General features: G+C 61.3%; 27 protein-coding genes and 1 tRNA gene. 12 read left to right on the top strand and 16 right to left on the bottom strand.

Annotated features, from left to right (window positions below):
* The first annotated feature begins 51 nt into the window (after nucleotides 1–51).
* The 5 genes from C0V73_RS11800 (at nucleotide 52) to C0V73_RS11780 (ending at nucleotide 6,256) form a co-directional block, all read left to right on the top strand.
* Nucleotides 52–813, top strand: coding sequence for a sugar phosphate isomerase/epimerase (locus C0V73_RS11800; protein ID WP_102020164.1), 762 nt, complete (start codon nucleotides 52–54; stop codon nucleotides 811–813).
* A gap of 27 nt (nucleotides 814–840) precedes the next feature.
* Nucleotides 841–1,974: a Gfo/Idh/MocA family oxidoreductase gene (locus C0V73_RS11795; RefSeq protein WP_102020163.1), complete on the top strand. Its 1,134-nt coding sequence runs from the start codon at nucleotides 841–843 to the stop codon at nucleotides 1,972–1,974.
* Nucleotides 1,975–2,144: 170 nt separating this feature from the next.
* Entirely contained in the window at nucleotides 2,145–3,197 is a 1,053-nt protein-coding gene (gene mgrA, locus C0V73_RS11790; RefSeq protein ID WP_102020162.1) for an L-glyceraldehyde 3-phosphate reductase, read from the top strand.
* Nucleotides 3,198–3,370: 173 nt separating this feature from the next.
* Nucleotides 3,371–4,978 carry a glycoside hydrolase family 43 protein gene (locus tag C0V73_RS11785; RefSeq protein WP_102020161.1) on the top strand — a complete coding sequence of 536 codons (1,608 nt, stop codon included), beginning with the start codon at nucleotides 3,371–3,373 and terminating at the stop codon, nucleotides 4,976–4,978.
* Between the two features lie 213 nt (nucleotides 4,979–5,191).
* On the top strand, nucleotides 5,192–6,256 hold the full coding sequence (locus tag C0V73_RS11780; RefSeq protein ID WP_102020160.1) for a DMT family transporter: 1,065 nt from the start codon (nucleotides 5,192–5,194) through the stop codon (nucleotides 6,254–6,256).
* Nucleotides 6,257–6,354: 98 nt separating this feature from the next.
* Here C0V73_RS11780 and fghA read toward each other — a convergent pair whose 3' ends face one another.
* The 10 genes from fghA to C0V73_RS11730 all read right to left on the bottom strand — a co-directional run bounded on the left by fghA (nucleotide 6,355) and on the right by C0V73_RS11730 (nucleotide 13,659).
* Nucleotides 6,355–7,188 (bottom strand): S-formylglutathione hydrolase, encoded by an 834-nt coding sequence (fghA, locus tag C0V73_RS11775; RefSeq protein ID WP_102020159.1) that lies wholly within the window; start codon nucleotides 7,186–7,188, stop codon nucleotides 6,355–6,357.
* 28 nt (nucleotides 7,189–7,216) lie between these two features.
* Nucleotides 7,217–7,861, bottom strand: coding sequence for a DUF1345 domain-containing protein (locus C0V73_RS11770; RefSeq protein WP_245407945.1), 645 nt, complete (start codon nucleotides 7,859–7,861; stop codon nucleotides 7,217–7,219).
* 48 nt (nucleotides 7,862–7,909) lie between these two features.
* The gene (locus C0V73_RS11765) at nucleotides 7,910–8,356 is read right to left on the bottom strand and encodes a YaiI/YqxD family protein (protein ID WP_102020157.1); all 447 of its coding nucleotides are present in this window, start codon (nucleotides 8,354–8,356) and stop codon (nucleotides 7,910–7,912) included.
* 4 nt (nucleotides 8,357–8,360) lie between these two features.
* Entirely contained in the window at nucleotides 8,361–8,660 is a 300-nt protein-coding gene (locus tag C0V73_RS11760; protein WP_102020156.1) for a type II toxin-antitoxin system RelE/ParE family toxin, read from the bottom strand.
* A 3-nt stretch (nucleotides 8,661–8,663) separates the two neighbouring features.
* Entirely contained in the window at nucleotides 8,664–8,915 is a 252-nt protein-coding gene (locus C0V73_RS11755; RefSeq protein ID WP_245407944.1) for a type II toxin-antitoxin system ParD family antitoxin, read from the bottom strand.
* Nucleotides 8,916–8,992: 77 nt separating this feature from the next.
* Nucleotides 8,993–9,451, bottom strand: a complete 459-nt coding sequence (locus C0V73_RS11750) for a GNAT family N-acetyltransferase (RefSeq protein WP_102020155.1) — start codon at nucleotides 9,449–9,451, stop codon at nucleotides 8,993–8,995.
* Entirely contained in the window at nucleotides 9,448–10,575 is a 1,128-nt protein-coding gene (locus C0V73_RS11745) for an S-(hydroxymethyl)glutathione dehydrogenase/class III alcohol dehydrogenase (RefSeq protein WP_102020154.1), read from the bottom strand. The genes C0V73_RS11750 and C0V73_RS11745 overlap by 4 nt, the downstream gene beginning before the upstream one ends.
* 101 nt (nucleotides 10,576–10,676) lie before the next feature.
* Nucleotides 10,677–11,294: a GNAT family N-acetyltransferase gene (locus C0V73_RS11740; RefSeq protein WP_102020153.1), complete on the bottom strand. Its 618-nt coding sequence runs from the start codon at nucleotides 11,292–11,294 to the stop codon at nucleotides 10,677–10,679.
* A 57-nt stretch (nucleotides 11,295–11,351) separates the two neighbouring features.
* Nucleotides 11,352–12,623: a hypothetical protein gene (locus C0V73_RS11735; RefSeq protein ID WP_102020152.1), complete on the bottom strand. Its 1,272-nt coding sequence runs from the start codon at nucleotides 12,621–12,623 to the stop codon at nucleotides 11,352–11,354.
* 103 nt (nucleotides 12,624–12,726) lie between these two features.
* Nucleotides 12,727–13,659 (bottom strand): DMT family transporter, encoded by a 933-nt coding sequence (locus tag C0V73_RS11730; RefSeq protein WP_102020370.1) that lies wholly within the window; start codon nucleotides 13,657–13,659, stop codon nucleotides 12,727–12,729.
* Nucleotides 13,660–13,942: 283 nt separating this feature from the next.
* Here C0V73_RS11730 and C0V73_RS11725 point away from each other — a divergent pair, with 283 nt between their 5' ends.
* Entirely contained in the window at nucleotides 13,943–14,380 is a 438-nt protein-coding gene (locus C0V73_RS11725; protein ID WP_102020151.1) for a helix-turn-helix transcriptional regulator, read from the top strand.
* A gap of 4 nt (nucleotides 14,381–14,384) precedes the next feature.
* On the opposite strand, the gene lipB is transcribed toward C0V73_RS11725, so the two are convergent.
* The gene (gene lipB, locus C0V73_RS11720) at nucleotides 14,385–15,101 is read right to left on the bottom strand and encodes a lipoyl(octanoyl) transferase LipB (protein WP_102020150.1); all 717 of its coding nucleotides are present in this window, start codon (nucleotides 15,099–15,101) and stop codon (nucleotides 14,385–14,387) included.
* Between the two features lie 214 nt (nucleotides 15,102–15,315).
* Here lipB and C0V73_RS11715 point away from each other — a divergent pair.
* From C0V73_RS11715 to C0V73_RS11700, 4 genes are all read left to right on the top strand, one after another.
* Nucleotides 15,316–15,400, top strand: a tRNA-Leu gene (locus tag C0V73_RS11715).
* A 331-nt stretch (nucleotides 15,401–15,731) separates the two neighbouring features.
* On the top strand, nucleotides 15,732–17,396 hold the full coding sequence (locus C0V73_RS11710; protein ID WP_172450137.1) for an alginate export family protein: 1,665 nt from the start codon (nucleotides 15,732–15,734) through the stop codon (nucleotides 17,394–17,396).
* 29 nt (nucleotides 17,397–17,425) lie between these two features.
* Nucleotides 17,426–18,448: an SDR family oxidoreductase gene (locus C0V73_RS11705; protein ID WP_102020148.1), complete on the top strand. Its 1,023-nt coding sequence runs from the start codon at nucleotides 17,426–17,428 to the stop codon at nucleotides 18,446–18,448.
* A 105-nt stretch (nucleotides 18,449–18,553) separates the two neighbouring features.
* A complete protein-coding gene (locus tag C0V73_RS11700; RefSeq protein WP_102020369.1) occupies nucleotides 18,554–19,135 on the top strand; it encodes a DUF308 domain-containing protein in 582 nt (193 codons plus the stop codon).
* A 6-nt stretch (nucleotides 19,136–19,141) separates the two neighbouring features.
* On the opposite strand, the gene C0V73_RS11695 is transcribed toward C0V73_RS11700, so the two are convergent.
* Together C0V73_RS11695 and C0V73_RS11690 are read right to left on the bottom strand one after the other, a co-directional pair.
* Complete coding sequence (locus C0V73_RS11695; RefSeq protein ID WP_102020147.1) at nucleotides 19,142–19,642, bottom strand: BON domain-containing protein; 501 nt, start codon at nucleotides 19,640–19,642, stop codon at nucleotides 19,142–19,144.
* Between the two features lie 68 nt (nucleotides 19,643–19,710).
* Entirely contained in the window at nucleotides 19,711–20,205 is a 495-nt protein-coding gene (locus C0V73_RS11690) for a peptide deformylase (protein WP_102020146.1), read from the bottom strand.
* Nucleotides 20,206–20,386: 181 nt separating this feature from the next.
* Between C0V73_RS11690 and mgtE the strand changes: the two genes are divergently transcribed.
* Nucleotides 20,387–21,799 (top strand): magnesium transporter, encoded by a 1,413-nt coding sequence (gene mgtE, locus C0V73_RS11685; RefSeq protein WP_102020145.1) that lies wholly within the window; start codon nucleotides 20,387–20,389, stop codon nucleotides 21,797–21,799.
* A gap of 109 nt (nucleotides 21,800–21,908) precedes the next feature.
* On the top strand, nucleotides 21,909–22,301 hold the full coding sequence (locus C0V73_RS11680) for a MerR family DNA-binding transcriptional regulator (protein ID WP_054149681.1): 393 nt from the start codon (nucleotides 21,909–21,911) through the stop codon (nucleotides 22,299–22,301).
* 29 nt (nucleotides 22,302–22,330) lie between these two features.
* On the opposite strand, the gene C0V73_RS11675 is transcribed toward C0V73_RS11680, so the two are convergent.
* The 3 genes from C0V73_RS11675 to C0V73_RS11665 all read right to left on the bottom strand — a co-directional run bounded on the left by C0V73_RS11675 (nucleotide 22,331) and on the right by C0V73_RS11665 (nucleotide 24,601).
* Nucleotides 22,331–22,807 carry an isoprenylcysteine carboxylmethyltransferase family protein gene (locus C0V73_RS11675; RefSeq protein ID WP_102020144.1) on the bottom strand — a complete coding sequence of 159 codons (477 nt, stop codon included), beginning with the start codon at nucleotides 22,805–22,807 and terminating at the stop codon, nucleotides 22,331–22,333.
* A 14-nt stretch (nucleotides 22,808–22,821) separates the two neighbouring features.
* Nucleotides 22,822–23,796, bottom strand: coding sequence for a DUF1624 domain-containing protein (locus C0V73_RS11670; RefSeq protein WP_245407943.1), 975 nt, complete (start codon nucleotides 23,794–23,796; stop codon nucleotides 22,822–22,824).
* A 112-nt stretch (nucleotides 23,797–23,908) separates the two neighbouring features.
* Nucleotides 23,909–24,601, bottom strand: coding sequence for a DUF599 family protein (locus C0V73_RS11665; RefSeq protein ID WP_102020142.1), 693 nt, complete (start codon nucleotides 24,599–24,601; stop codon nucleotides 23,909–23,911).
* Between the last annotated feature and the right edge of the window lie 497 nt (nucleotides 24,602–25,098).

The following is a 25,098-nucleotide window of genomic DNA, read 5'->3' as shown; positions in this document are numbered from 1 at the left end:
CTAAGGGACTGGGCGCCCGATCCAGGACCAAACGAGGAGGAGACTACCCCCATGACCAAACTCGGCTTTCAGCTTTACAGCGCCCGCAATTTCCAGCCCTTCAGCGGCATCTATCCGAAACTCCAGGCCGCTGGTTACAGTGAAGTCGAGGGTTACGGCGCCCTCTACGCCTCGCTCGCCGATGGCGAACTCGACGCCTTCCGCAAGGAACTTGATGACAATAACCTGACTATGCCGACCGCCCACTTCGGCCTCGACATGATCGAGAACGATCCGGCCCGTGTTATCAAGATCGCCAAGACGCTCGGCATCGAGGCGGTCTATTGCCCCTATCTGATGCCCGACCAGCGTCCGACGGACGCCAGCGGCTGGTTCGCCTTCGGCCAGCGCCTGCAGGCCGCCGGCAAGCCGCTGCGCGATGCCGGTCTCGTCTTCGGCTGGCACAATCACGACTTCGAATTCGTGGCTTTGGCGGACGGATCGACTCCGCAGGAGCAGATCTTTGCCGGTGGCCCGGAGCTCGACTGGGAAGCGGATATCGCCTGGGTTATCCGCGGCAAAGCCGATCCCTTCGCCTGGATCGAAAGCTACGGCAAGCGCATCAGCGCCGTGCACGTGAAGGACATCGCGCCTGCTGGCGAGAACACCGACGAAGACGGCTGGGCGGATGTCGGCCACGGCACGGTCGACTGGAAGGGCCTGATCGCGGCGCTGAAGAGCACCCGTGTCAAGCATTTCGTCGTCGAGCACGACAATCCTAAGGACATCGACCGGCTGATCACCCGCTCGATCGCCTCCTTCAAGACCTACTGAACCACTCGCAGCAAGCAGGACATTTCCATGGCACGCGAACTCGGCGTCGGCATCATCGGATGCGGCAATATCTCCACCACCTACTTCTCGCTGGCGCCGCTGTTTCGCGGCCTGAAGGTCGTCGCCTGCGCGGATCTTAATCCGGCAGCCGCCGAAGCCCGGGCAGCCGAATATGGCGTCAAGGCCCAGACCATCGATGAACTCCTCGCCAATGACGAGGTCGACATCGTCGTCAACCTGACGATCCCGGATGCGCATTATCCGGTCTCCAAGCGCATCCTCGAAGCCGGCAAACATGTCTATTCGGAGAAGCCGCTGGTGCTCTCGCTTGAACAGGGCGAGGACCTGCGCGCGATTGCCAAGGCCAAGGGCCTGTCGGTCGGCTGCGCACCAGACACCTTCCTCGGCGGTGCGCATCAGCTTGCCCGCGCCTATATCGACAAGGGCGGCATCGGCCGCGTCACCTCCGGCACCTGCCACGTGATGAGCCCCGGCATGGAGATGTGGCATCCGAACCCGGACTTCTTCTTCCTGCCCGGCGGCGGCCCCATCCTCGATCTCGGGCCCTATTACATCGCCAACCTGATCAACCTGATCGGTCCTGTAAAGCGGGTGGCTGCCCTGACCTCGATGGCCAACGAGACCCGCACCATCACCAGCCAGCCCCGCAATGGCGAGACGATCCCGGTCAAGACTCCCACCAACATCCATGCGCTCTTGGAATTCCAGAACGGTGCCACGATCACCCTGTCTGCCAGCTGGGATGTCTGGAGCCACCGCCACGCCAATATGGAACTCTACGGCACCGAAGGGTCACTTTACGTGCCCGACCCGAACTTCTTCGGCGGTGTGGTCGAGGCCTCCGGTCGCGACAAGAACATCCAGCAGCTCGAAGCCTGGGATCATCCCTTCGGTCGCAACAACCAGGAAAGCCCGCAAGGCCCGCGTGCCAACTACCGCACGGCCGGCCTCGCCGACATGGCGGTTGCGATCCTCGAAGGCCGCGATGCCCGCTGCTCGCTGGACCGTACCCTGCATGGTGTGGACGTGATGGTGTCCATCCTGAAGTCGGGTGAAACAGGTGAATTCGTAACCTTGTCGACAACCTGCACCCAACCTGCAGCATTGGGTATCGACGAAGCGCAGGCTCTGCTTAGATAAGGTCTGTGTCTTAGCCCCTCATCCGGCTGCCGCCACCTTCTCCCCGTAAACGGGGAGAAGGCCTGTGTGGCCGGCGTCTCGCCCTCTTCTCCCCGCTTGCGGGGAGAAGGTCCCGGCAGGGGGGATGAGGGGCGGACTCGAAGACAAGACCTTCTGGGAGAGAACCATCCATGACCTATACCCCCGCCGAAAACCGCTATGAGCGGATGACCTATAATCGCTGCGGCAAGAGCGGGCTGAAGCTGCCGGCGATCTCGCTCGGCCTCTGGCACAATTTCGGCAATGACACGCCGCATTCCACCAAGCAGGCGATCTGCCGCAAGGCCTTCGACCTCGGCATCACCCATTTCGACCTCGCCAACAATTACGGCCCGCCGGCCGGCTCCGCGGAAGAAGCGTTCGGCGAAATCCTCAAGACCGATTTTCGCGGTTACCGCGACGAGCTGATCATCTCCTCCAAGGCCGGCTACAATATGTGGCCCGGCCCTTACGGCGAGTGGGGCAGCCGCAAATATCTCATCGCATCCTGCGACCAGAGCCTGAAGCGGATGGGCCTCGACTATGTCGACATCTTCTATTCGCACCGCTTCGATCCTGACACGCCGCTCGAAGAAACCTGCGGCGCGCTCGACCACATCGTCCGCTCGGGCAGGGCGCAGTATGTCGGGATTTCCTCCTACAATTCGAAGCGCACGCGCGAAGCCCATGCCATCCTGAAGAGCCTGGGCACGCCGCTCCTCATCCACCAGCCCAGCTATTCGATGATCAATCGCTGGATCGAGGAAGACGGGCTGATCGACACGCTGGAAGAGCTGGGCGTCGGCTCGATCGTCTTCTCGCCGCTCGCCCAGGGCATGCTCACGTCCAAGTATCTGAACGGTATTCCGGAAGGCACCCGCGCGACGCAGGACAAGTCGCTCGACCCGGGCTTCCTCAACGAGCGCAATCTCGAAAACATCCGAGGCCTCAACCGCATCGCCGAGAAGCGCGGCCAGACGCTGGCGCAGATGGCGCTGTCCTGGGTGCTGCGTGGCGGCCACATCACCACGGCCCTGATCGGCGCGTCGAAGCCCTCCCAGGTCGAGGACTGCGTCAAGGCAATCGAGACGCCAGATTTCACGGCGGAAGAGCTCACTGAGATCGACGTCTTCGCCAAGGATGCCGACATCAACATCTGGGCCGCCTCTGCCGAGCGCAAGGGCCCGCCGCGGAAGAAGAAGTAAGGCTGAAGATGGCCCCTCATCCGGCTGCCGCCACCTTCTCCCCGTAAACGGGGAGAAGGGCACTGCGGTGACCGTCTCCGCCTTCTCCCCGCCTGCGGGGAGAAGGTCCCGGCAGGGGGATGAGGGGCATCGTTCACGTAAGATAAGCCACTAGGCAGGAGGAACCACACACCATGATCATCAACCCCATCCTGCCGGGCTTCAATCCGGATCCCTCGATCTGCCGTGTGGGCGAGGATTACTACATCGCCACCTCCACCTTCGAATGGTTTCCGGGCGTGCAGGTCCACCATTCTCGCGATCTCGCCAACTGGGAGCTCGTGACCCGTCCGCTCAACCGCGCGAGCCAGCTCGACATGCGCGGCAATCCTGACAGCTGCGGTGTCTGGGCTCCGTGCCTCTCGTACGCCGATGGTCTCTTCTGGCTCGTCTATACCGACGTCAAACGCTTCGAAGGCTCGTTCAAGGACGCGCACAACTACATCGTCACGGCGCCCTCCATCGAAGGCCCGTGGTCCGATCCCATCTATGTCAATTCCTCCGGCTTCGACCCTTCGCTCTTCCACGATGACGACGGGCGCAAGTGGTTCCTCAACATGCAGTGGAACCACCGACCCGAAGCCCGCAACACCATCGGCCACGCCAAGTTCGACGGCATCCTCCTGCAGGAATGGGACCCGAAGACGAAGAAGCTCATCGGCCCGATCAAGAACATCTTCGAGGGTAGCAAACACGGCCTGGTCGAAGGCCCGCATCTCTTCAAGCGCAATGGCTGGTATTACATGACCACCGCCGAGGGCGGCACCGGCTACGACCACGTCGTGACCATGGCCCGTTCTCGCTCGATCGATGGTCCCTATGAGATGCACCCGAACACGCATCTCATCACCTCGAAAGATGCCCCCGACGCCGTCCTGCAACGCGCCGGCCACGGTCAATATGTCGAAACGCCCGACGGCCAATTCTACCACACCCATCTCTGTGGCCGGCCGATGGCGCCGAAGCGCCGCTGCACGCTGGGCCGCGAAACGGGCCTGCAGAAATGCGTCTGGAAGGACGACGGCTGGCTCTATCTCGAACAGGGCGGCGTCGTGCCTGATGTCGAGGTGCCGGCACCTCATGGCGCGATCAAACGCGAAGAACCCGTCGAGATCGTCAGGACGTTCGACAGCGGAGACTTACCGAAAGAATTTCAGTGGCTGCGCACGCCGCAGCCGGAGCGCCTGTTCAGTCTGAGCGAGCGGGCAGGGCGCCTGCGCCTCTTCGGGCGCGAGAGTATTGGCTCCTGGTTCGAACAGTCGCTGGTCGCCCGTCGTCAGGAGCATCACCGCTTCCGTGCCGAGACGCGTCTTGAATTCTCGCCCGACACCTATCAGCAGGTCGCAGGTCTGACCCACTACTACAATCGCTACAAGTTCCACGCGCTGGGGATCTCGACCGACGAAAAGCTCGGCCGCTCGCTGATCATCCTGTCCTGCCCGGGTGACTACCCCTCCGGCAATCTGACCTTCCCAATCGGCATGGGCCAGTCTATCCCGGATGGCGCGATCGATCTTGCCATGGAGATCACCGACAACGACCTGCAATTCTCCTGGCGCCCAGCGGGCGAGGGTGCATGGCACCCCATCGGCCCGGTCCTCGATGCCGGTGTCGTCTCCGACGAAGGCGGCTTCGGCGAACACGGCTCCTTCACCGGCGCCTTCGCCGGCATGTTCTGCTTCGACATCACCGGGCAGGGCCGACCGGCTGATTTCGAGCGGTTCGTCTATCGTCGGGGGTGAGGGGCTCGCCATTCATTGATCGTCATCCTCGGCCTCGTGCCGAGGATCTACTGTGGTTTCACTTGTTCGACGGTCGCAGATGTTCGGGACAGGCCCGAGCATGACGCGCGGTGAGGCTATGTCGTACTTATGAGCCAGTGCATTCGTGTCGTGAGTGATCGCGGCGGCGTGAAACGGACTGTACGCTTTCGACATTCTCTGTAAGCTCCCCGCATGGACCACCACCATCACTCCCATCTCTTTCCCGGCGTTCCGCTCGCCCTCGGCTCGGCCATCCTCTTCGGCGCCTCGGCGCCGCTGTCGAAATGGTTGCTCGGCAGCGTGGATCCTTGGCTTCTGGCGGGCCTCCTCTATCTCGGTGCCGGGATAGGTCTGGCGCTCGTTCATTGGGGGCGGCCATTGCTCGGGCTTGAGCGGGTGGAAACCCCGCTCTCGCGCCCGGATCTGCCCTGGCTTGCCGCCGTGGTGCTGTTCGGCGGCATTATGGCGCCGCTCTTCCTGATGCTCGGCCTGTCGCTCACGACCGCGTCTTCCGCCTCGTTGCTCCTCAATCTCGAGGGCCTGGCCACGATGCTGATTGCCTGGCTGGTGTTTCGCGAGAATGTCGATCGACGGTTGTTGATGGGCGCGCTTGCCATTCTTCTTGGGGCGGCGATCCTGTCCTTCGACAGTGGCACTTTGCGGCTTGATCCGGGTGGGGTGTGGATTGCGGCCGCCTGCCTCTGCTGGGGCATCGATAACAATCTGACCCGAAAACTCTCGTCTGCCGATCCGGTGCAGATCGCGATGATCAAGGGGCTGGCCGCCGGCGGCACCAATGTCATCCTTGCCTTTACGCTCGGCGCCGCCATCCCCGACATGACGGTCATCGCCGCCGGCGCCGTGGTCGGCTTTCTCGGAATCGGCGTCAGCCTTGTGATGTTCATGCTGAGCTTGCGCCATCTCGGCACCGCGCGCACCGGTGCCTATTTCTCACTTGCGCCCTTTATCGGTGCCCTGATTGCCGTGGTTGTTTTCCGCGAGTCGCCATCCGTCTCGCTCCTTGTCGCGGCTTTCCTGATGGGGATCGGCTTGTGGCTGCATCTGTCCGAACGGCACGAGCATGACCATGTGCATGATCCCATCGAGCACGATCATCTTCACAGCCATGACGATCATCACAGCCATGTCCATGACGGCCCGGTGACCGAGCCGCATGCGCATTGGCACCGCCACACGCCGCTGCGTCACAAACACCCGCATTACCCGGATCTGCATCATCGCCATGGGCATGGGTGATGGGCGTCTGGAGGCGAGCGCACCAAAGACGTCGCAGTAAATTCAACGGTAGCGGATGCTCGGGGCAAGCCCGAGCATGACGTCCTGATAGGTTGGCCTCAGCCCAATCGCTCCGCATGCCACTTCAGGTGATCCTCCATGAAGGTCGAGATGAAGTAGTAGGAGTGGTCGTAGCGCTCGTGCATGCGCAGCGTTAGCCCGATATCCGTACCCTTTACTGTCTCCTCAAACTTCCAGGGTGCGAGACCTGTCTCCAGGAAGCTGTCTGCCTTGCCCTGATCAACAAGGAATTCCGGGAAGCGGGCGCCGTCCTCGACCAGCGCGCAGGCATCGTATTTGCGCCACTTGGCGCGGTCGGCGCCGAGGTACTTCTCAAACGCATCCTGCGTCCAGTCGGCGGTCAGCGGATTAACGATCGGGGCGAAGGCCGAGCAGCTCTTGAAGCGGTCGGGGTTTTTCAGCGCAATCGTCATTGCGCCATGGCCGCCCATGGAATGGCCGAAAATGCCCTGGCGGCTCATATCGGCGCGGAACTGCTCGGCGATCAAGGCCGGCAGCTCTTCCGTTATGTAGGAATACATCTGGTAGTGCTCGGCCCAGGGCGTTTCGGTGGCATTGAGATACATGCCCGCGCCCTTGCCCATCTTCCAGTTGGTGAGTTCGTCGGCGACGTCATTGCCGCGGGGGCTGGTGTCGGGGCAGACGACGATCAGACCGAGTTCGGCGGCCATGCGGCGGTATTCGCCTTTTTCCATGACATTGGCATGGGTGCAGGTGAGGCCTGAGAGATACCAGAGCACGGGACGCTTCTCGGCAATCGCCTGGGGCGGCACGAAGACGGCGAAAGTCATCTCGGTGCCGGTCGCATCCGACTGGTGCGAAAAGACGCCCTGCATGCCGCCGAAGGCGGTGTTCTGGGAAAGAATGTTCATCGGGAAGCTTCCTTGTCCTGGGAATGGGTCAGCCGGCGAGCGACACGGCCGCGTTGACAGCGGCGGCCACCAGCACGGTGTTGAAGAAGTAGGAGATCGTGGCATGCACGAGGTTCAGCTTGCGCATCGCGGTCGAGGTGATCACGACGTCGGATGTCTGGGCCGTCATGCCGATGACCAGCGAGAAATAGAGGAAATCGTGACCGCAGGGGTCTGGTGTGCCGGGAAAGTCGAGCCCGCCGCGCCGCCCGTTCTCATGGGCGCGGGAGGGCCGCCAGTAGACATGAGCGTAATGCATCGCCGCCATGGTGTGGATCGTCAGCCAGCCCAGCACGACGGCGGCAACGGCGAGCGCCAGTTCACCCAGTCCCGCCTGCTGTTCGCGGTTCAGCGCCAGAAACAGCGAGCCGATGGCAGCGACGATGGCGAGCACCGTGACGCCGAGAATGACGAAGGCCGGGGCGTCGGCCACATCGGCACGTTGCTTGAGATAGGACGGCGTCAGCCGCCGCAGGCGCAAAAAAGCGAGCGTGAGATAGACGGTGAAAAACAGGATGGCCGGCAACTCGATGGTGATATCGGGTTCCCAGATCGCCACGAAGGGCAAAGCCGAAAGCGCGATCACGCCCGCCACCATGAAGGAGCGGTAGCGGTGATCGAGCACTGAATTCATCATATTTTTCAAAGCGTCGCGCCGCCGTTATGGCCGTTGAATGAGGGTCTACTTCTTGATCCGGCGGCAGAGCCTGTCAAGCGTTTCGAGGAAGGCCGAGCGGTCACGCGGGGAAAAGGCAGCGTTGTAGCCCTTGCTCTCGCCGGTCTCGCGCAAGTGGGCTCCGAGATCGCGCATGGCCGTCGCCATGCCGATATTTGCGGTGTCGAAGATCCGCCCCGTCGGCCCTGTCACCAGTGCACCGGCCGCCACGCAACGACCGGCCAGCGGCACGTCGGCAGTGACGACGATATCGCCTTCGCCACAACGCTCGGCGATCCAGTCGTCTGCCGCATCGAAGGCGCCGGAGACGATGACGTTTTTGACCATCGGATCGCGCGAAGGCCGCAGGCCCGCATTCGCTACAAAGGTCACCGGCAGATCGTGCCGTTCGGCGACTTTCAGGATCTCCGGCTTCACGGGACAGGCATCGGCATCGACATAGATTTCGGGCATTTGATCAGTCGTCAAAAAATCTGCGATAGTCTCGCGCCGCATGCAGGAGACGGATGAGCTCGATCCCGTCCCCGGTGTCGAGTGGCTGGTAGATAATCAGGTATCGCCGGAAGGGGAATAGCCGCATCGCCGGATATCTTGGAAATCGTTGGACGCCTAGATGCGGACGTTCCGCCAATATCCGGTATCGCTCTTCCAACTCTGCGACGAAGCTATCGGCTGCGGCCTCATTGTCCGCCCCGATGAAGGACCAAATGCCGTAAAGATCCTCGACGAAGAGTGGTCTTCGCAGGATCCGCGGCATGGGTCACCGCCGCTTCCGAAATGCTGAGACCAGCTCGTCAGCCGATTCCATCATAACCGGCGGGCCACTTTCCAATCCGAGGGCCGCTTCGCGCTCCAGATCCGTCAGAAACCGCGCGGCCTCCGCCTCGCGTTGCTCTAGCAGATCAAGGCTGTAGCCGATGACGTCTGTCGTTGAACTGAACCGACCCGATTCCACTAGCCGCTCGACCAAAGCTGCTTGTTTATCGTCCAACATAATGCGGTCATGCTTCATCACGTCAACTCCGAGAGACTACGTCAGTCTATCATGATTTCGTATAACCAGCCATCTAGCGAAACGATCGTGAAAACCTACCCCCGCCGCAGCATATCAACATGCGGAATATCATCCTCCAGATATTCCTCCGAAATCACCTCGAAGCCCAGCGACCCGTAGAACTTCTGCAGATGGCTTTGCGCCGAAATCTCGATCGGCTCGCCCGGATGGCGCTTCTCCACCTCGGCAATTGCCTCGCGCATCAAGGCTTCGCCCAGTCGCTTTCCGCGATGATCAGGCGACACCGCGACGCGGCCGATGCGGGGGTGATGCCCCAGCGTCGGGCGCCAGAGCCGCGCGCAGGCGAGTAGGTCATCGCCATCCAGCAGCCGCAGATGCAGGCAGTCGAGATCGTTGCCATCCAGCTCCGGATAGGGGCAGTGCTGCTCGACGACGAAGACATCGACGCGCAGTTTCAGCATGGCGTAGAGGTCGACGGCGGAGAACTCATCGAGCCTCTGCACATCGACCGTGTAGGCAGGCCCCGTGATCAATAGACTACGACGCCCCGGATGCTCTCGCCCTTGTGCATCATGTCGAAACCCTTGTTGATGTCTTCGAGCGGCATGGTGTGGGTGATCATCGGGTCGATCTGGATCTTGCCCTCCATGTACCAGTCGACGATCTTCGGCACGTCGGTACGGCCGCGTGCCCCGCCAAAGGCCGTGCCCATCCAGTTGCGGCCGGTCACCAGTTGGAAGGGACGCGTCGAGATCTCCTGGCCGGCACCGGCCACGCCGATGATGACAGACTTGCCCCAGCCGCGATGCGAGGCTTCGAGTGCCTGGCGCATGACCTTGGTATTGCCGGTGCAGTCGAAGGTGTAGTCGGCGCCGCCGATCAGGTCGCCATTGCGCTTGGTCATGTTGACGAGATACGGCACGATATCGCCTTCGACTTCCTTCGGATTGACGAAATGCGTCATGCCGAACTTCTCGCCCCAGGCCTTGCGATCGGGGTTGATGTCGACGCCGATGATCATGTCGGCGCCGGCAAGGCGCAGGCCCTGCAGCACGTTCAGACCAATGCCGCCGAGACCGAAGACGATCGCGGTTGCGCCGATCTCGACCTTGGCCGTGTTGATGACGGCGCCGATGCCGGTCGTCACGCCGCAGCCGATGTAGCAGATCTTGTCGAAGGGCGCGTCCGGGTTGACCTTGGCGACCGCGATCTCCGGCAGAACCGTGTAGTTCGCGAAGGTCGAGCAGCCCATGTAGTGGTGGATCTTGTCCTTGCCGATCGAGAAACGGCTCGTGCCATCCGGCATCAGACCCTGGCCCTGGGTGGAACGGATCGCGGTGCAGAGATTGGTCTTGCGGGACAGGCAGGAATAGCACTCGCGGCATTCCGGCGTGTAGAGCGGAATAACGTGATCGCCCTTCTTCACCGAGGTGACCCCCGGGCCGACATCAACGACGATGCCTGCACCTTCATGGCCGAGGATCGCCGGGAACAGACCTTCCGGATCGGCACCCGACAGGGTGAAATCGTCGGTGTGACAGATCCCCGTGGCCTTGACCTCGATCAGCACTTCGCCCGCGCGCGGGCCTTCCAGCTGAACGGTCATGACCTCGAGCGGCTTTCCAGCCTGAACGGCGACGGCGGCGCGAACATCCATGGTTTTTCTCCCTGACAAATCGTTGGGCCGGACTTTCGCACGGCATTGCCATCCGGCTCAAGGGGCGAGCCGGATTTTATCAATAGTCTGATTTTTCTTGGCTATTCAGACTTCAGGATCGGGAAATGCTGAGCGGCATCCGCCCGCAGTTTCCCGGTCTGACGCGGGTCTTCGAAGATCTCGACCATGCGCTTGTAAGGTTTGAAGCCTGAGCGCTGGTAGAAGGCAAGGGCGGCCGGGTGGTCGAGATGGCAGGTGTGCACCCAGAATCGCTGAATGGGTTTCTCCCAGGCCTTCTCGATCGCGACATTCATCAGGATGCGCCCTGCGCCAGCGCCGATCAGGCTCTGGTCGAGCCCGAAGAAGGACAGTTCGCATTGCACGGCCTCGCGGAAGTCGAGTTCCAGCAGGCCCAACCGCTCGCCATCTCGCATCATGGCATAGATCTCGACTGCGGGGTCTCCGATGATCGCCAGCAGAGCATCGTCGGCCATCACTGCGCGCGAGACCCAGAGCCAGTCTTCGCCGACCCGGCGATAGAGCGCGCGATAGTCGTCGAGCGACGGCGAATGCCAGCGCTCGACCGTCAATCCATCCGTCGGCGGATTGGCGCGGAGCGCGGGTCTCGCCGTCATTTCAAGGCAGGTAACGATGGTCGCCAGCATGTCGGGCGCAACATCGTGATAGCCGGCGGAGAGGGGTGTGTTCGCGGTGTCCATGCGCTTCTTGGAACCTGAGCGCCCGGCGATGTCAAGCTTGGACGGTGATGGTACGCCTCAATCAAACAACCTGTCGCAGGCATAGATGACGGCATAGGCATGAATGGCGAGCGCTGCGTAATAGCCAAAGCCGGTCATCAGCCTTTCGGCTGCATTCATCGGCACCAGCGCCTCGCGCGGCTTGATCGATTTCGTCCTGATCAGGCTGAGCAGGATGAAAATCATCAGGCCACCGATCAGCATCGGCGCCTCTAGGCCGATCCGCCAGCCTGTCCACAAGATCACACCTGTCACGACGAAACTGGTGATGGCGAGCGCACTTTGCCCTTCGAAGACCTGGCGCAGAACCTGTCCGCCATCAAAGCGGTAAGTCGGCAGCAAGTTCAACAGGTTGAAGGCTCCGAGAATTACCAGGAAGACCAATGTCGGACCGTCCATGGCGGCCGGATGCGGAATGCCTTGCACCGACTGGTGCGCTGCGACCAGGATCGGCACCAGAAGCGCAGAAAAGCCCGCTCCCATGAGGGCGCAGGTCGCCACCTCGAAATGGCTGTTATAGGGCCGCCCACCGATCGCGATCCCGCCCAGAAGCGGCACGAAGATCATCCGGACGCTCGGATGGCCAAAGGCGCGGTAGGCCACCATGTGCCCGAGTTCGTGCAGCAGGATGACCAGCGTCAGGAAGACCGACATCATCAGGCCTGTGGCCGTCAGACTGAAGAACGGCCAGAGCAGAAGGGTGGAGATGATGACCAGCACCGTCTGCCAGGCCGGATGCTCGAAATGCAGGAAGCCTGAGCTGTGGCGTTCCTCGACATGGTCTTTCAGCGAGGCCAGTTCGCGGGACAGCGCCATTTTGCGGAAGAGATAGAAGGCAAGGCCGCGATAGTTGTCCGTCTGCTCGAATGTGACCCGGCTGCCCAGCGGCGCGCGCTCGACCTTCCGGCTTTCCCGGTAGCCTTCCCAGAAGGTTTGATCGAGCGTGCTGTCGCCGACCACCCTCAGGTCGCAGGAAAAGCAGGTGCCAGCGGTCATGGCGGTGCGATCGACGATCATGGTGCGTCGGCTCGGACGGCCGTGGCGGTCCGGGTTCCGGTAGGCGAACTCGATCAGATCCGGCTTGCCGTCGACAGGCTCCACGGAGATCACGTTCGGGTGCCAGGCCGTGAGATCACCGGCAGGCCGCGTGATGTTCCAGAGTTCCTCCGGGCGCTCGCGGATGATCCGGCTCACACGGATCGTCCGGCGCCCGAGCGGGGCTGCCATCAGGAGCCACAGCAGGGCGAGGTTGAACGCGGCCAGAAAGACTGCGGCCTGATGTGTCGCCAAGAAGGCTCTCCCAATGGTGAGGATTGATTGGCCCAACCTAAGCGAGAAGCCTTACGATTCCATCGCTGGAATCGCTCAAATGCAACATATCCTGCCGCTTGGCTCAGCCCGCTTCCGGCACCGTTTGAGCGGGGGATGCCCGCTTCTGCTCCCGCCAGAGAATGAAGAGGCCGGAACCCACGATGATCAGGATGCCCAGCCATTTCGATGGCGTTGGAAACTCGTCAAACAGGAGATAGCCGAGTGCAACGGCCGCAATGATTTCGAAATACTGGAACGGCGCCAGCACCGAGAGGGTCGCCATGCGGAAGGCGCGGACGACGAGCAGGTGAATATAGCCGGAAATCGCGCCCAGAATGATCAGCAGCCCGAGCCCAAGGGCGGAAGTCGGGAGTGCAATCTCGAAATCTGCATCGCCGGCTGCGGTTCCGAGCAGCAGCGTCGCCCCCATGAACAACGTTCCGCCGATGCCTGCCATGGTCTGCATGGTCATCGGTGAATCAGCCTCTCCGATCGCGCGGTTGAGGAACATATAGAGCGCATAAAGGAATGCACAGGCGACTGGGAGCAGGGCGGTTAGGCCGAAGACTTCATAGCTCGGCTGAATGACGATCATCGCACCGCCAAAGCCGACCGCAATCGCCAGCCATCGGCGCCAGCCGACCTTCTCCTTGAGGAAAACCGCCGACATCGCCGTCAGGATGAAGGGCTCGACGAAATAGATCGCGAAGACATCGGCCAGCGGCATGTATTTGACGGCCATGAAGAACATCAGACTTGCCGCGCCGTGGATTGCGCCGCGCAACAGATTGATCCAGGGGCGCTTGGCCGAAAAAGCGCCCATGCCGTTGATCGCAATCAGGAGCGGGAGCACCGAGGCCAGCTGGAAGAAGAAGCGATAGAAGGTGATCTGCCCCGGTGACATGCCCTCCACCGTCGCCATGTATTTGGCGATCGCGTCCATCACCGGCAGGACGAGCATGCAGCCCGCCATGAGGACCATGCCGCGAAAAGGAGTGGAAGACGAGCTGAGCATGGAAGAGACTCGGAAAAAGAGGAGCGTGCTGCGTTCGCTGAACAAGCATGACCCGCCCCTCGTAATCAAGTGAAAGAAACTCGGGAACAAAGGAATGACCTTCGCGTTTATCAGGCGTTTGTACGCATCTTTCGGCTGAGGCCATGTGGCGGGTTTACACTCGTGGGTGGCGCGCCGGGAAAGATGCGGGGTCTATGCATCCGCTAATGTAGCGATGTGAGATCGGAACTTTGTCAGCCGTCGGCACCTGGCTCGACGGAACGAAACGATCAGGAGGTCGCGAATGCCCGCACGCGAGCGTTTTTCCCGTATGACGGATTCGAGTGACGATACGCTTGGAGGGCGCCTTTCCGCGGCGCGTGACGCCTCCGGTCTTTCGCTTGCCGATGTCGCAAATCGCATCGGCGTGAAACGCGACAACCTTCTCGCCTGGGAAGCCGACCGCGCGGAGCCACGTCCGTCGAGCCTAATCGATCTCGCCGGCATTCTCGGTGTTTCGCCGATGTGGCTGATGACCGGAGTTGGCTCGGGTCCGATCCAGGAATCCGGAGACTTGCCGCTGGAGGCGCTGAAGCTGGAACTGCAGCGCCTGACCGATGCCCATCTTGAATGCGGGCGCCTCATCGAAAAGATCGCCCGACAGATCGAAACCTATGAAGAGCGAGACGAGCGTCGGCGGGATGCCGGCGATCTCGGCGGGCCCGTCATGGGGCGGGCGTAAGCCCTCAGGCGGCGTTCGTCGTCGGGCCGAAGACGTCTTCGAATGCCTCGCGCAACCGGATGTCGACATCCGCCATCATCACGGGCAGGCCAAGATCGACCAGGCTGGTCACGCCATAGGCGGAGATCCCGCAGGGCACGATGCCGCCGAAATGGGAGAGGTCCGGGTCGACATTGATCGACAGCCCGTGAAAGCTCACCCAGCGCCGCAAGCGGATGCCGAGTGCTGCAACTTTGTCCTCGCTCATGGTGCCATCCGGCAGGGCAGGCTTTTCCGGACGACGCACCCAGACGCCGACGCGGTCCTCGCGGCGCTCGCCTTTGACGTTCATGCTGTCGAGCGTGCGGATGACGACTTCTTCGAGTGCAGCTACGTAGGCTCGCACATCCTGGCGGCGGCGTTTGAGGTCGAGCATCACATAGGCAACGCGCTGGCCGGGGCCATGATAGGTGTACTCGCCGCCGCGGCCGGTGGCAAAGACCGGGAAGCGATCCGGCTCGATCAGGTCCTTGGAATCGGCACTCGTGCCAGCGGTATAGAGGGCAGGGTGCTCCACCAGCCATACCAGTTCGTCTGCCTTGCCATCAGCGATATCCGCTACCTGCCGCTCCATCTCCGCAACCGCGTCCTCATATCCGACGAGTCCGTCGGCGACTCGCCAGCGCACCGGGGCGGAGCCTTCTTGGGCGTGCATGGAAAGGTCGAGATCAGTGCGGAGCATGAAATTTGCCTTCGGCTGTGGATAGGCGCAAAGCCTTGTTTTTCCTTTATTTGGCAAGAAAAGCCCCAGACTTCAAGGGCTCCAGCCACCCCCATCCTGAGGGCTTTTCCACCGCCCATGACGAATTTTCAAAAATCTGTCACGGCGGGCTTGTGGACCCCAGAGGCTTTTGCTACATGCAGCCCCGCCGGAGCAATTCGGCGCCTACCACGATGCGGTCGTGGCGGAATTGGTAGACGCGCAGCGTTGAGGTCGCTGTGGGGCAACCCGTGGAAGTTCGAGTCTTCTCGACCGCACCAAAAAAGAACCCGGCCTTCGAGCCGGGTTTTTTGTTGTCCGTATGCACGACGCGTGATCTCGCTGCGATACTTCTCCAAGATTCCTTTATATCGATTGTGGCACACGGCTGGATGCAATTTTTCGTATATAATTTTTAGTTGTTGCTTAAGGTGAGGATCGGCATACGCTCATATCGTGTTTGGCAGGTTTGTGGTGGGCGTTATGTATCAAACACTTGCCGATTTGGCGATTATCGCTTTGAAGCGTGCGCCAGTCCCGCCTCGTGGTCTCCCTGCTTATGTAGTCTTTACGACTGCTGTAATCGTCCTGCTTGCGCTGGGTATGCAAAGGGTGGTCCACGCACAGACACCTTCGTCAGACGAAGGACGGGTCGTCGAGAGCATTGATGTTGTTCTGGCCAATCCGTCGCGCGACGCCGCTGCCAATGGTCGCATGATCGATCTAATACGGCGGAGTATCGGTCTCTTTCCCGGTGTAGCCTTCAGTCGGGCCGAAGTGGAGATCGCGATTGCCCGGGCATCCCGTCAGGCGCCGGTCGCATCCGCTGACCTTGTTGTTGATTCCGGGCGTTCAGGCGGGGTCGCTCTCACGATCAATGCGACGCTCAGCGATCAGATCCTGCAAGAGGATCGCGGTTACCTTGTCACCGGCGATGCCAAGGATCTGCCCATCCTTTACGATAGTGAAGGGACCATTATTGTCGGCAAGCTCGAAACCCTGACAATGCTCTATGGCAATGTCGATGCTTGGTATGGACGCCCCGACCTGTTCCTCAACGGGAATCCGCTGGCGTCTGGAGACACAGCCGGAAGCGGGGCGAGCGGATGGGGCGAAGGTTTCGTCCATACGGGTCTTTATGGGTTGACCCCGCTCAACGGCGACATCTACCTCTATGGCGGTCTGAGCGGGATCTTGAGCGGTTCGGCCGGCACTGAGCTCTTCACGGATGAAAGCCGCGCCTATCTCGGCATCGAGGATGCCTATCTCGGCCTCGTCGGCGGTGAAACCTTTGATTCCGGTGACCGGCTGGTCTGGAACGCCTCGGTCGGACGAAAGCGATATGCCATCGCCGACAGCATGATCATCGGCAATACCGCGTCCAATGGCGACGAGCGGGCTGCGCTGCAATCCAATCCGCGCTGGGCCGCCGACATGCTGGTTCTGGGGCAGTTGCGCTACAACAACAGTCTCGCCGAAATCTTCTATCTCGATCCGGACGAACTTCCGGTCGTCGATTCCCGGACGCGCATGGTGGGACTGAACGTCGAGAGCCTGATCGGTGGCGGTTTCAAGTTGGGCGGCAGCTATATCAGGGTTCTCGAGTCTGACTATTCCTACTTTGCCACGACGGCGCCCAATCCAGCGACTGCCACTCTGGGACGTGACGGACTGGAGGTGTTCAATGCGCGCATCCGTTGGGATCAGCCGAATGGCGACTTCTTCGGAAACGCTGAATTCGCCCTGCAGCGCAACGATAATTTTGACATGCATGCGACAGCGCTTGCGGCCGAAGTCGGCTACCAGTTCTCCGAACTCGCGTGGCAGCCCGTGGTGAGCTATCGCTATGCGCAGTTTTCCGGTGATGACCCCGGTACGGCTCGGTTCGAACGCTGGGACCCTCTGCTGTCCGGCGGTAACGGTGAACAGTGGGTCCAGGGCATCAATCATTTCAAGGTGTTTCAGGACAGCAACCTCGTCGCGCACCGCCTGCAGTTGCGCTTGAAACCTAGTCCTCGGGTCGAACTGGTCCCGCAGTTCTGGATCTTCACGGCCGATAGCGCAACAAACCTCGGGGGCAACCCGGCCCTCTCATTCCTCGGTTCGAAAGAGCTCGGCTACGAGGCCAATCTCACGGCCAAGTGGTTCATCTCGCAAAGGGTGATGTTGCAAGGCCATGTTGCCGCGACTTTCCCCGGTGAGGCCGTCAAGGAAGCGACTTCGGGTGCTGCCGATACCTGGTGGAGTGCCATGGCGTTCCTACGCGTGGCGTTCTGATTTTACCAACCACTGAGGAGGATGCCGGAATGGACAGACGGGATTTGTTGAAGGGCGTGTCGCTTGCGGCAGGAGCGGTGGCAGCGAGCGCGGTGATGGATGGTGTCGCGGGTAACACGGCCGCTGCGCAGATGGGGGGTGGTCGACCGGACGGAAATGCTGTGGTCGACATCACATCTACGCCAAGTGATTTTTTCATCTCCAATCGCTTCCAAGGGCGCACCTTCGTCGTGACCGGATCTGCGCGGGGGATGGGGCAGGCAGCGGCGATCAGGCTTGCGCGTGAAGGGGCGAATGTCGTCGGCGTTGACTGGATCAAGGATCTCGGAGAGGCGACGCACAATTCCATTCTGGCTGGCGGCGGAAAGAGCGTTTTCGTGTTCGGCGACGTCGGCGACCCCGCCGTCTCGGAGCAGGCCGTTGCCCAGGCCGTATCGCAGTTTGGCAAGCTCGACGGTGCTCTCAACAATGCCGGGGTGATGGACGGCGTCTATTCGGGTGATCCGATCAATTTCGACAAGCAGCGCGATCTGATCTTCGCTCCCATCCACGAGGCCAGCGATCTCTACTGGGATAATGTGTTCAAGACGAATGCGACCGGCGTGTTCTACAGCATGCGTGCGCAGTTGAAGCAGCTGGTCAAGCAGAGCGCCGGCGGAGCGATCGTCAATGTAGGCTCCATTGCCGGCATGACGGGTCTTTCCGGCAATCCGGCCTATGTGGCGAGCAAGCATGCCGTGACCGGACTGACCCGAAATGCAGCGATCGACTATGCGCCGTACGGGATCAGGGTCAATTCGGTGAACATGGCTGCCACCGATACGCCGATGGTGGCGCGTGCGGGTGAACTGGTTGCGCTTTCTTCGAAGGCTGCGACCGGTCCCACCATGGGGCGCATCAAGATCGACAGCATCCTTGCCTATACCGACAAGAAGCATCGTCCGGCGACTGTCGACGAGCAGGTGGGCATGATGTTGTTCCTGCTGTCTGACGAGGCGTCCAATTTTACCGGCGGCATCTACGCGACCGACGGAGGCTGGACGGCCTATTGAACCGACCGTTCAATGCGGCGTATCATCGGTGCAATGCCAATGATGCGCCGCCGGCCATCCTCGTCTGCATTCTGCCTGGCCGATGCCCGGCGAAAGGAGCGGTCCATGACCATCTCACTCGATGCTGCAGCCCAGGTCTATCGTGAAGCGGTGCGTCAGTCCGTGCGCAAGCATGCGACGTTCCATCTCGTCGAGGCGGTGCTGCTGGTGGTGACTGGTATCTTCGCGGCATTGTTTCCTGTGGTCTCGTCAGCGGCGGCGGTTGTCACCTTCGGCTGGTTGATGGTGCTCACAGGCCTGATCCAGTGCCTTGGACTGATCAGTGCCCGCCACGCGCCGAATTTCTGGCTGCAGTTCACTTCCGCCGTGCTTGCGGTGCTGCTCGGTATCCTGCTGCTGCGCAATCTCGGCGAAGGCCTTCTGCTGCTGTCCCTGCTTATGGTCGTATTTCTGATGATCGAGGGTATTTCCAAGGTGGTCTTCGCGATGACGGTTCGCCCCCTGCCAAGCTGGACCTGGATGTTGATCAGTGGCTGCCTGTCGATCGCTTTGTCCCTGATCTTGCTGGCCTCGATGCCGGTGGCGGCACTCTGGCTCGTCGGTTTGATTCTGGGCATCAACCTCATCGCTATCGGGCTCTCCCTTGGCGCTCTGGCCTGGGCCGTTCGCCAGAGCGCTGCTGGGTAAGGCTGCTCAATCGCCATCGTCGGGAATGTGGCTGTCGACGCCGAGTGTCGTGACGAAATTCTTCACCTCGCGGACCCCGCTCACGGAAAGCACCTTGAGTTCGATCGCCCGGCGTTCCTCGGCCGTGTCTACGGCGCCGCGCAGCGTCACGACATGGCCGTCGACATGGATGTCGAGGCCGGTCAGGACCGTGTCGTCGAAGCCTTCGAGCACTGTTGAAATGTCCGATTCGAGCTGGTCATCATCCTCGCGGCCTTCGGTCGTTGGGGTGTCAGGCGTCGCGAGATCCGGCTCGAAGCCTTCGTCGGTGACCGACTCGACCCTGAAGCCTTCATTGCGCTCGCGGTCGAAATTCGCGCCCGTCTCGCCGTAGCCGCGATTGTCGACCGGGGATGCTGTCGCACCCGGGCCATCGGCATAGGGCCAGCCTTCGCCGATATTGCGCTGATCATAGTCGCGGTATTCGTCTTCGCGGGAGAATTCGGTCTTGCGGTCGTCCTTGGCCATCGGGGGGCTCCTTCGTCACTCTGGTGACGGGATAACGCCGGGCCTTCCGCTTTGTTCGGCCGCGTCCGTCAGCGGGCCGTCTTTTCCCATTTCTTCAGGAGACGCTCCCGCTTCAGGCGGGACAGTTTCTGGACCCAGAAGATGCCGTCGAGCTGGTCTACCTCGTGCTGCATGCAGATGGCGGCGAAACCCTCGAGGTCTTCCTCCACCACCGCACCGTCGAGTGTCTGGTAGCGGACGCGCACTGCCTTTGGCCGCGTGACCTCTTCCGTCATGCCTGGCATCGAGACACTGCCCTCCGTGTGGGTCATGACGTCGTTCGAGAACCACAGGATCTCCGGATTGACATAATCCTGCCGTCCGCCGAGTTCCGGCAGGTCGATGACGGTCAGCCTCTTGAGGATGCCGCAATGGGGTGCGGTAATGCCCACGCCGGGTGCTGCTTTCATGGTCTCGTAGAGATCATCCGCAAGCGTCGCGAGCTCGGGGCCGAAGTCGGTGACGGGCTCGGCCGCCGCTTTCAGGGCCGGATCGGGATAGCGTCGTATGGTCAGACGGGTCACGGTAAGCTCACTTCTGGCGGTGTGTCCGGGCAATCGGCTGTGGCCTGTCGGTCACGCTAGCAGGAAGCGCGGCGCTTTGCACAGCCATGCGCGTTTTTCCGCTATCTGCTTGTTGACTTGAGGGTTTTTGCGGCCATTCTCCGGGTCGTCGAGGCATGGTGCCGCAAAGCGTGAGGTTGGGATGACAGAGAACGACGACGAGATTCTCGACCGCCCGGCGGCCGAAGACAAGCAAGACGACATCTATGACGAGGAAGGCTCGGTTCGCCACGACTTCCTGACCATGGTCGGCGCGGCGATCGCCGACCGCGACGTCATTTTCCTGCGCCAATACGTCGCCAAGCTGCACGAATCGGAACTTGGTGACCTTATCGAGGCGATCCAGCCCGACCAGCGTCTGGCGATGATCCGTCTGCTCGGCGACGATTTCGACATGACGGCGCTGACGGAAGTCGATGAAGCGATCCGCATGCAGATCGTCGACCAGATGCCGAATGCGCAGATCGCCGCTGCCATCGGAGAGCTCGATTCGGACGACGCCGTCTACATTCTCGAAGACCTCGACGACGAGGACCGCGAGGAGATCCTCGCGCAGCTGCCGTTTACCGAGCGGGTGCGCCTGCGCCGCGCGCTCGATTATCCGGAAAGTTCGGCCGGTCGCCGCATGCAGACGGAATTCGTCGCCGTGCCGCCCTTCTGGACGGTCGGTCAGACGATCGACTATATGCGCGACGAGGAAGACCTGCCAGAGAGCTTCACCCAGATCTTCGTCATCGACCCGACCTTCAAGCTGCTTGGCGCTGTCAATCTCGATGCCATCCTGCGCACCAAGCGCCAGGTGAAGATCGAAACCATCATGCATGCGACCAACCACCCGATCCCGGCCGAAATGGACCAGGAAGAGGCGGCCCAGGTTTTCGAGCAATACGACCTTCTGTCGGCGGCCGTCGTCGACGAGAACGAGCGGCTCGTCGGCGTGCTGACCATCGACGACGTGGTCGACGTCATCCAGGAAGAGGCGGAGGAGGACTTGCTGCGTCTCGGCGGCGTCGGCGACGAAGAACTCTCCGACAGCATTGGCGAGACCTCCCGCTCGCGCGTGCCATGGCTTGCGGTCAATCTTGTCACCGCCTTCATGGCCGCCTCGGTCATCTCGCTGTTCGAGGCGACGATCCAGCAGATCGTGGCGCTCGCCGTGCTGATGCCGATCGTGGCGGGCATGGGCGGCAATGCCGGCTCACAGACCATGACCGTGACGGTGCGCGCGCTCGCCACCCGCAATCTCGATATCCACAACGCCTTCCGCGTCGTGCGACGCGAGGCAGGCGTCGGGCTCCTGAACGGCGTGATCTTCGGTCTTCTGATTGGGGCTGTGGCCGGCTTCTGGTTTCAGGATGTCAATATCGGCGGCATCATCGCCACCGCGATGCTGATCAACATGATGGCGGCTGCTATCGCCGGCATTCTCATCCCGCTCGCGCTCGACCGATTCGGGGCAGACCCTGCGGTGGCCTCCGCGGTCTTCGTCACCACAGTAACCGACATCACCGGCTTCTTTGCCTTTCTCGGCCTTGCCACCTGGTGGTTCATGTGATGCGGGGCACAGCGCACACGCCCTCAAGGGCTGCGTTATGGGCGAATGGCGGGGCAAAAAATTGACTTGTACGTAAAAGTCAATATCATGGTCTCCAGTACAGGATCGGATGACCGTGAAGAAATACTATAGCATAACAGAGCTCACGCGTGAATTCGGTGTTTCGACGCGCACCCTGCGGTTTTACGAGGACGAGGGCCTGCTGCATCCGGAACGTCGTGGCCGCACGCGCCTCTACCGTGCTGCTGACCGTCGGTTTCTGCAGGAAATCCTGCGCGGTCGCCGCATCGGCTTCACCATCGCCGAGATCCGCGAAATCGTTCACGTCTACAAGGAGCCGCCGGGCGAAATCGGCCAGCTCAAGCTGATGATGAAGAAGATCGACGAGAAGCGCGACGAGCTCCGCCAGAAGCGCCGCGACATCGACGAGACGCTATCCGAACTCGACCAGGCCGAAGAAGCCTGTCTCACGCGCCTCGTGGAAATCGGCGTCGGCACCTGACGCCGCCTGACCTCGCGCCACTCACCTGATCAGAACCAACGCCGCGTCCGCTTGCGATAGTGCTCGTAATCGAAGCCGAATCGCGCTTCGAGATGGCGCTCCTCGCTTGGGATGGCGAGCAGTCGTGTGGCTGCTAGCGACACCAGCGCTGCCACGAAAAACCAGCTGTTGCCGGACATCAGCCCGAGCGCGACCGTGAACAGCGTATAGCCGAGATAGATCGGGTTTCGGCTGTAGCGGAAGGGACCGCAGGTGACGAGATAACGGGCGCAGCCGCTGTCGAGCACGGGCGTCTGTCGTTCCATCAGCGTACGCACCGCCCAGATATCGAGCGTGACGGCGATAAGCGCAATCGCGAAACCGATCGACGGCAACAACAGCGGATGGGGCGAGGGGATCGGTGCCAGAGCCGCAATGCGTCCGGCCAGAATGGCGGTCAGGATGCTCGTCAGATAGAGCATCGGCGGCCAGGGATATTTCAGAGGCTTCGCACGGTAGGCATTCATTGAAGAACTCCCCGTTACGGCGCTGACTGACTCCTCAACGTGCAATCGTCGGCCAGCGTCTGTATGCGCTGATCCTGCTCCGGCAAGATTGCGCCAGACTGGAGGGGAGAGAAGAGGTTCTCCGCCTGCAGCCGTTCCAGCGTACAGGCGCAGAAGCGCTGGCAGAGCCCCGCTTCATTGCCCTGTTCGAGGCAGCTTGCTTCGCAGCTCCCGATATACTGCGCAACGGGATCGACGGCCGGCGGCGGGATGACGAAGCTTGCCAGATAAAGCCCCGCAATCAGCACCGGCTGATGCAGCAGATAGACGGTCAGCGAATGGCGTCCGCCCCAGCGCAGCCAGCGCGGGCCGGCCGGCAGTCGGTCGATCCAGCCGAGCCTGTCCCCATCTACCAGAAAGCGCGCGACCGCAATGCCTGTCAGCAAGGCGCCGATCCAGGGCAGGAGCGGCACATAGTCGTTCGAACGGGGCAGGGTTTCGGAGAGACCAAGGAACCAGAACCACGGTGCATCGAAGCTTGGCGACCGAAGGTATGCGGACAGGGCGAAGGCGACCACCGCTGCAAGCAGCGTGACGAGCGGCGGAAGCTTCAGAAACAGAAGACCAATCAGGCTGGAGAGCGCGATTGCATGCAGGATGCCGAAGAAGATCCAGCTGTCCGGCGTAAACCAGAAGGTCGCCACCGAAATGGCGGCGGCGGCTATCACGATCGTGCCGAGCCGACGCAGGAAGGGCTGCAGTCTCAGCGTCGGATACTGCGCCAGCACAAGGCTGAAGCCGGCCAGGAACAGGAAGCTAGAGGCGATCATCCGGGCATAGATCCGCAGGAAACCCTGGGTAGATGTGCCCGGCGCCAGATAGCCGAAGAATTCCAGGTCCCAGCTGAAATGATAGCTCGCCATGGCGATCAGGGCGAGCCCGCGCGCGGCATCGAGAGCCAGCAGGCGCGGCCGGGCGGAACCGGATCGGGGCTCAGTCGTGTCTGCCACGCAGTCTTCCTTCACGTCTCGTTCGTCAGGCGCGCTGCCCACGGGTTGGCTCAGCCTGCGGGGTCGGTGCCAAACACGGCAAAATCAAGGCTTTGCAGGTGTCCTCCCGCTTTCAGGTATCGCGCTCGGTCAGCAGAGCAAGGCGCGCCTCGGAGAAAAACTGCCGGCGCAGCAGGACGATGAAGACGAGCACGGTCGCCACCATGAAGACCCAGGGGCTGACGAACCAGCCGAGATAGCCGATCGAGTAGAAGATCGCGCGCAGGCCCATGTTGAAGTGGCTGGCAGCGATGATGTTCATCCGGATGGTGCGTTCGGCCGCGTCCATCGCCCGCTTCGGATCCTTGGCCGCTTCTTCGGTCATCGGGATCGCGCCGAACAGGATGGTGCAGTAGTTGAACAGGCGATAGGACCAGCCGAACTTGAAGAAGGAATAGGCAAAGAGGCCAATCAGCCCGCAGACCTTGAGCTCGAAGGTCGCCCGGCCGCCCTGGACGATAAAGGGTATGTCCCGGAGAATGGCGTCGACCTGTTCGGTCGCGCCGAGCAGTGCAAAGCAGCCGCCTATGGCAAAGATCGTCGTCGAGGCGAAAAATGCCGTTCCATTCTGCAATCCGCCCATGATCTGTGTGTCGATCATCTTCAGGTCGCGGTTCATCGAGTTCAGGATCCATTCCCGCCGCCGCTCGGCCATGGCCTTGGTCAGGCTGGTGCGCGACAGTATCTGCTGGTTGCCGGTGATCCGCGCATAGGCGAGCCAGAGCAGGACAAAGAGCGCCATGGCGCAGTAGTCGACGATGGTCATTGCGGCGAATCCTCAAGGCTGATCGCAGGCGCCATTATCCCGTCGACTGGCTTGTCCACAATGGGAATTAACCACGCGAAAGATATTGGTCCAAATTGAGGCAGGGTGAATGAGGCGGTCGTTAACGCTTCCACTGGCTAACTCATTGTAATTTCATAAATCCATGCAAGAGGCGCATGCCTGATACGCAAAATGCGCCTCCCTTTTGCCATTTTTGCAGTTGCGAAGCCTGCTCGATTTTAATAGATCAAGCATCAGAAAGCGGTCGGGGGACGGCTTTCCTTGTGATGTGACCTCGTTTGGAGTTTCCATGGAAGGCAGTTTCCAGAAGTCGTGCTGGGGTGTCACCTTCCGTGCCTTGATGGGTTTTGCCGGCGTTATGTGCCTGGCCTACCTTTTCGGCACGATCTGACATCCGCCACAGGCGATTGAACAAACAGCGCGGTCGTTTCGACCGCGCTGTTTGCGTTTCAGGGGCAAAACACCATCTCTGCCAT

Source organism: Rhizobium sp. TH135 (genome assembly GCF_002855515.1).
Lineage (GTDB): Bacteria > Pseudomonadota > Alphaproteobacteria > Rhizobiales > Rhizobiaceae > Allorhizobium.
Note: the sequence above shows the minus strand (reverse complement) of the source record. Positions and strands in the feature narration are given on the sequence as shown.

Coding starts and splice junctions, on each gene's coding strand:
- C0V73_RS11800 (WP_102020164.1), top strand. CDS start 52: ATGACCAAACTCGGCTTTCAGCTTTACAGCGCCCGCAATTTCCAGCCC.
- C0V73_RS11795 (WP_102020163.1), top strand. CDS start 841: ATGGCACGCGAACTCGGCGTCGGCATCATCGGATGCGGCAATATCTCC.
- mgrA (WP_102020162.1), top strand. CDS start 2,145: ATGACCTATACCCCCGCCGAAAACCGCTATGAGCGGATGACCTATAAT.
- C0V73_RS11785 (WP_102020161.1), top strand. CDS start 3,371: ATGATCATCAACCCCATCCTGCCGGGCTTCAATCCGGATCCCTCGATC.
- C0V73_RS11780 (WP_102020160.1), top strand. CDS start 5,192: ATGGACCACCACCATCACTCCCATCTCTTTCCCGGCGTTCCGCTCGCC.
- fghA (WP_102020159.1), bottom strand. CDS start 7,188: ATGAACATTCTTTCCCAGAACACCGCCTTCGGCGGCATGCAGGGCGTC.
- C0V73_RS11770 (WP_245407945.1), bottom strand. CDS start 7,861: ATGAATTCAGTGCTCGATCACCGCTACCGCTCCTTCATGGTGGCGGGC.
- C0V73_RS11765 (WP_102020157.1), bottom strand. CDS start 8,356: ATGCCCGAAATCTATGTCGATGCCGATGCCTGTCCCGTGAAGCCGGAG.
- C0V73_RS11760 (WP_102020156.1), bottom strand. CDS start 8,660: ATGCCGCGGATCCTGCGAAGACCACTCTTCGTCGAGGATCTTTACGGC.
- C0V73_RS11755 (WP_245407944.1), bottom strand. CDS start 8,915: ATGAAGCATGACCGCATTATGTTGGACGATAAACAAGCAGCTTTGGTC.
- C0V73_RS11745 (WP_102020154.1), bottom strand. CDS start 10,575: ATGGATGTTCGCGCCGCCGTCGCCGTTCAGGCTGGAAAGCCGCTCGAG.
- C0V73_RS11740 (WP_102020153.1), bottom strand. CDS start 11,294: ATGGACACCGCGAACACACCCCTCTCCGCCGGCTATCACGATGTTGCG.
- C0V73_RS11730 (WP_102020370.1), bottom strand. CDS start 13,659: ATGCTCAGCTCGTCTTCCACTCCTTTTCGCGGCATGGTCCTCATGGCG.
- C0V73_RS11725 (WP_102020151.1), top strand. CDS start 13,943: ATGCCCGCACGCGAGCGTTTTTCCCGTATGACGGATTCGAGTGACGAT.
- lipB (WP_102020150.1), bottom strand. CDS start 15,101: ATGCTCCGCACTGATCTCGACCTTTCCATGCACGCCCAAGAAGGCTCC.
- C0V73_RS11705 (WP_102020148.1), top strand. CDS start 17,426: ATGGACAGACGGGATTTGTTGAAGGGCGTGTCGCTTGCGGCAGGAGCG.
- C0V73_RS11700 (WP_102020369.1), top strand. CDS start 18,554: ATGACCATCTCACTCGATGCTGCAGCCCAGGTCTATCGTGAAGCGGTG.
- C0V73_RS11695 (WP_102020147.1), bottom strand. CDS start 19,642: ATGGCCAAGGACGACCGCAAGACCGAATTCTCCCGCGAAGACGAATAC.
- mgtE (WP_102020145.1), top strand. CDS start 20,387: ATGACAGAGAACGACGACGAGATTCTCGACCGCCCGGCGGCCGAAGAC.
- C0V73_RS11680 (WP_054149681.1), top strand. CDS start 21,909: ATGACCGTGAAGAAATACTATAGCATAACAGAGCTCACGCGTGAATTC.
- C0V73_RS11675 (WP_102020144.1), bottom strand. CDS start 22,807: ATGAATGCCTACCGTGCGAAGCCTCTGAAATATCCCTGGCCGCCGATG.
- C0V73_RS11665 (WP_102020142.1), bottom strand. CDS start 24,601: ATGACCATCGTCGACTACTGCGCCATGGCGCTCTTTGTCCTGCTCTGG.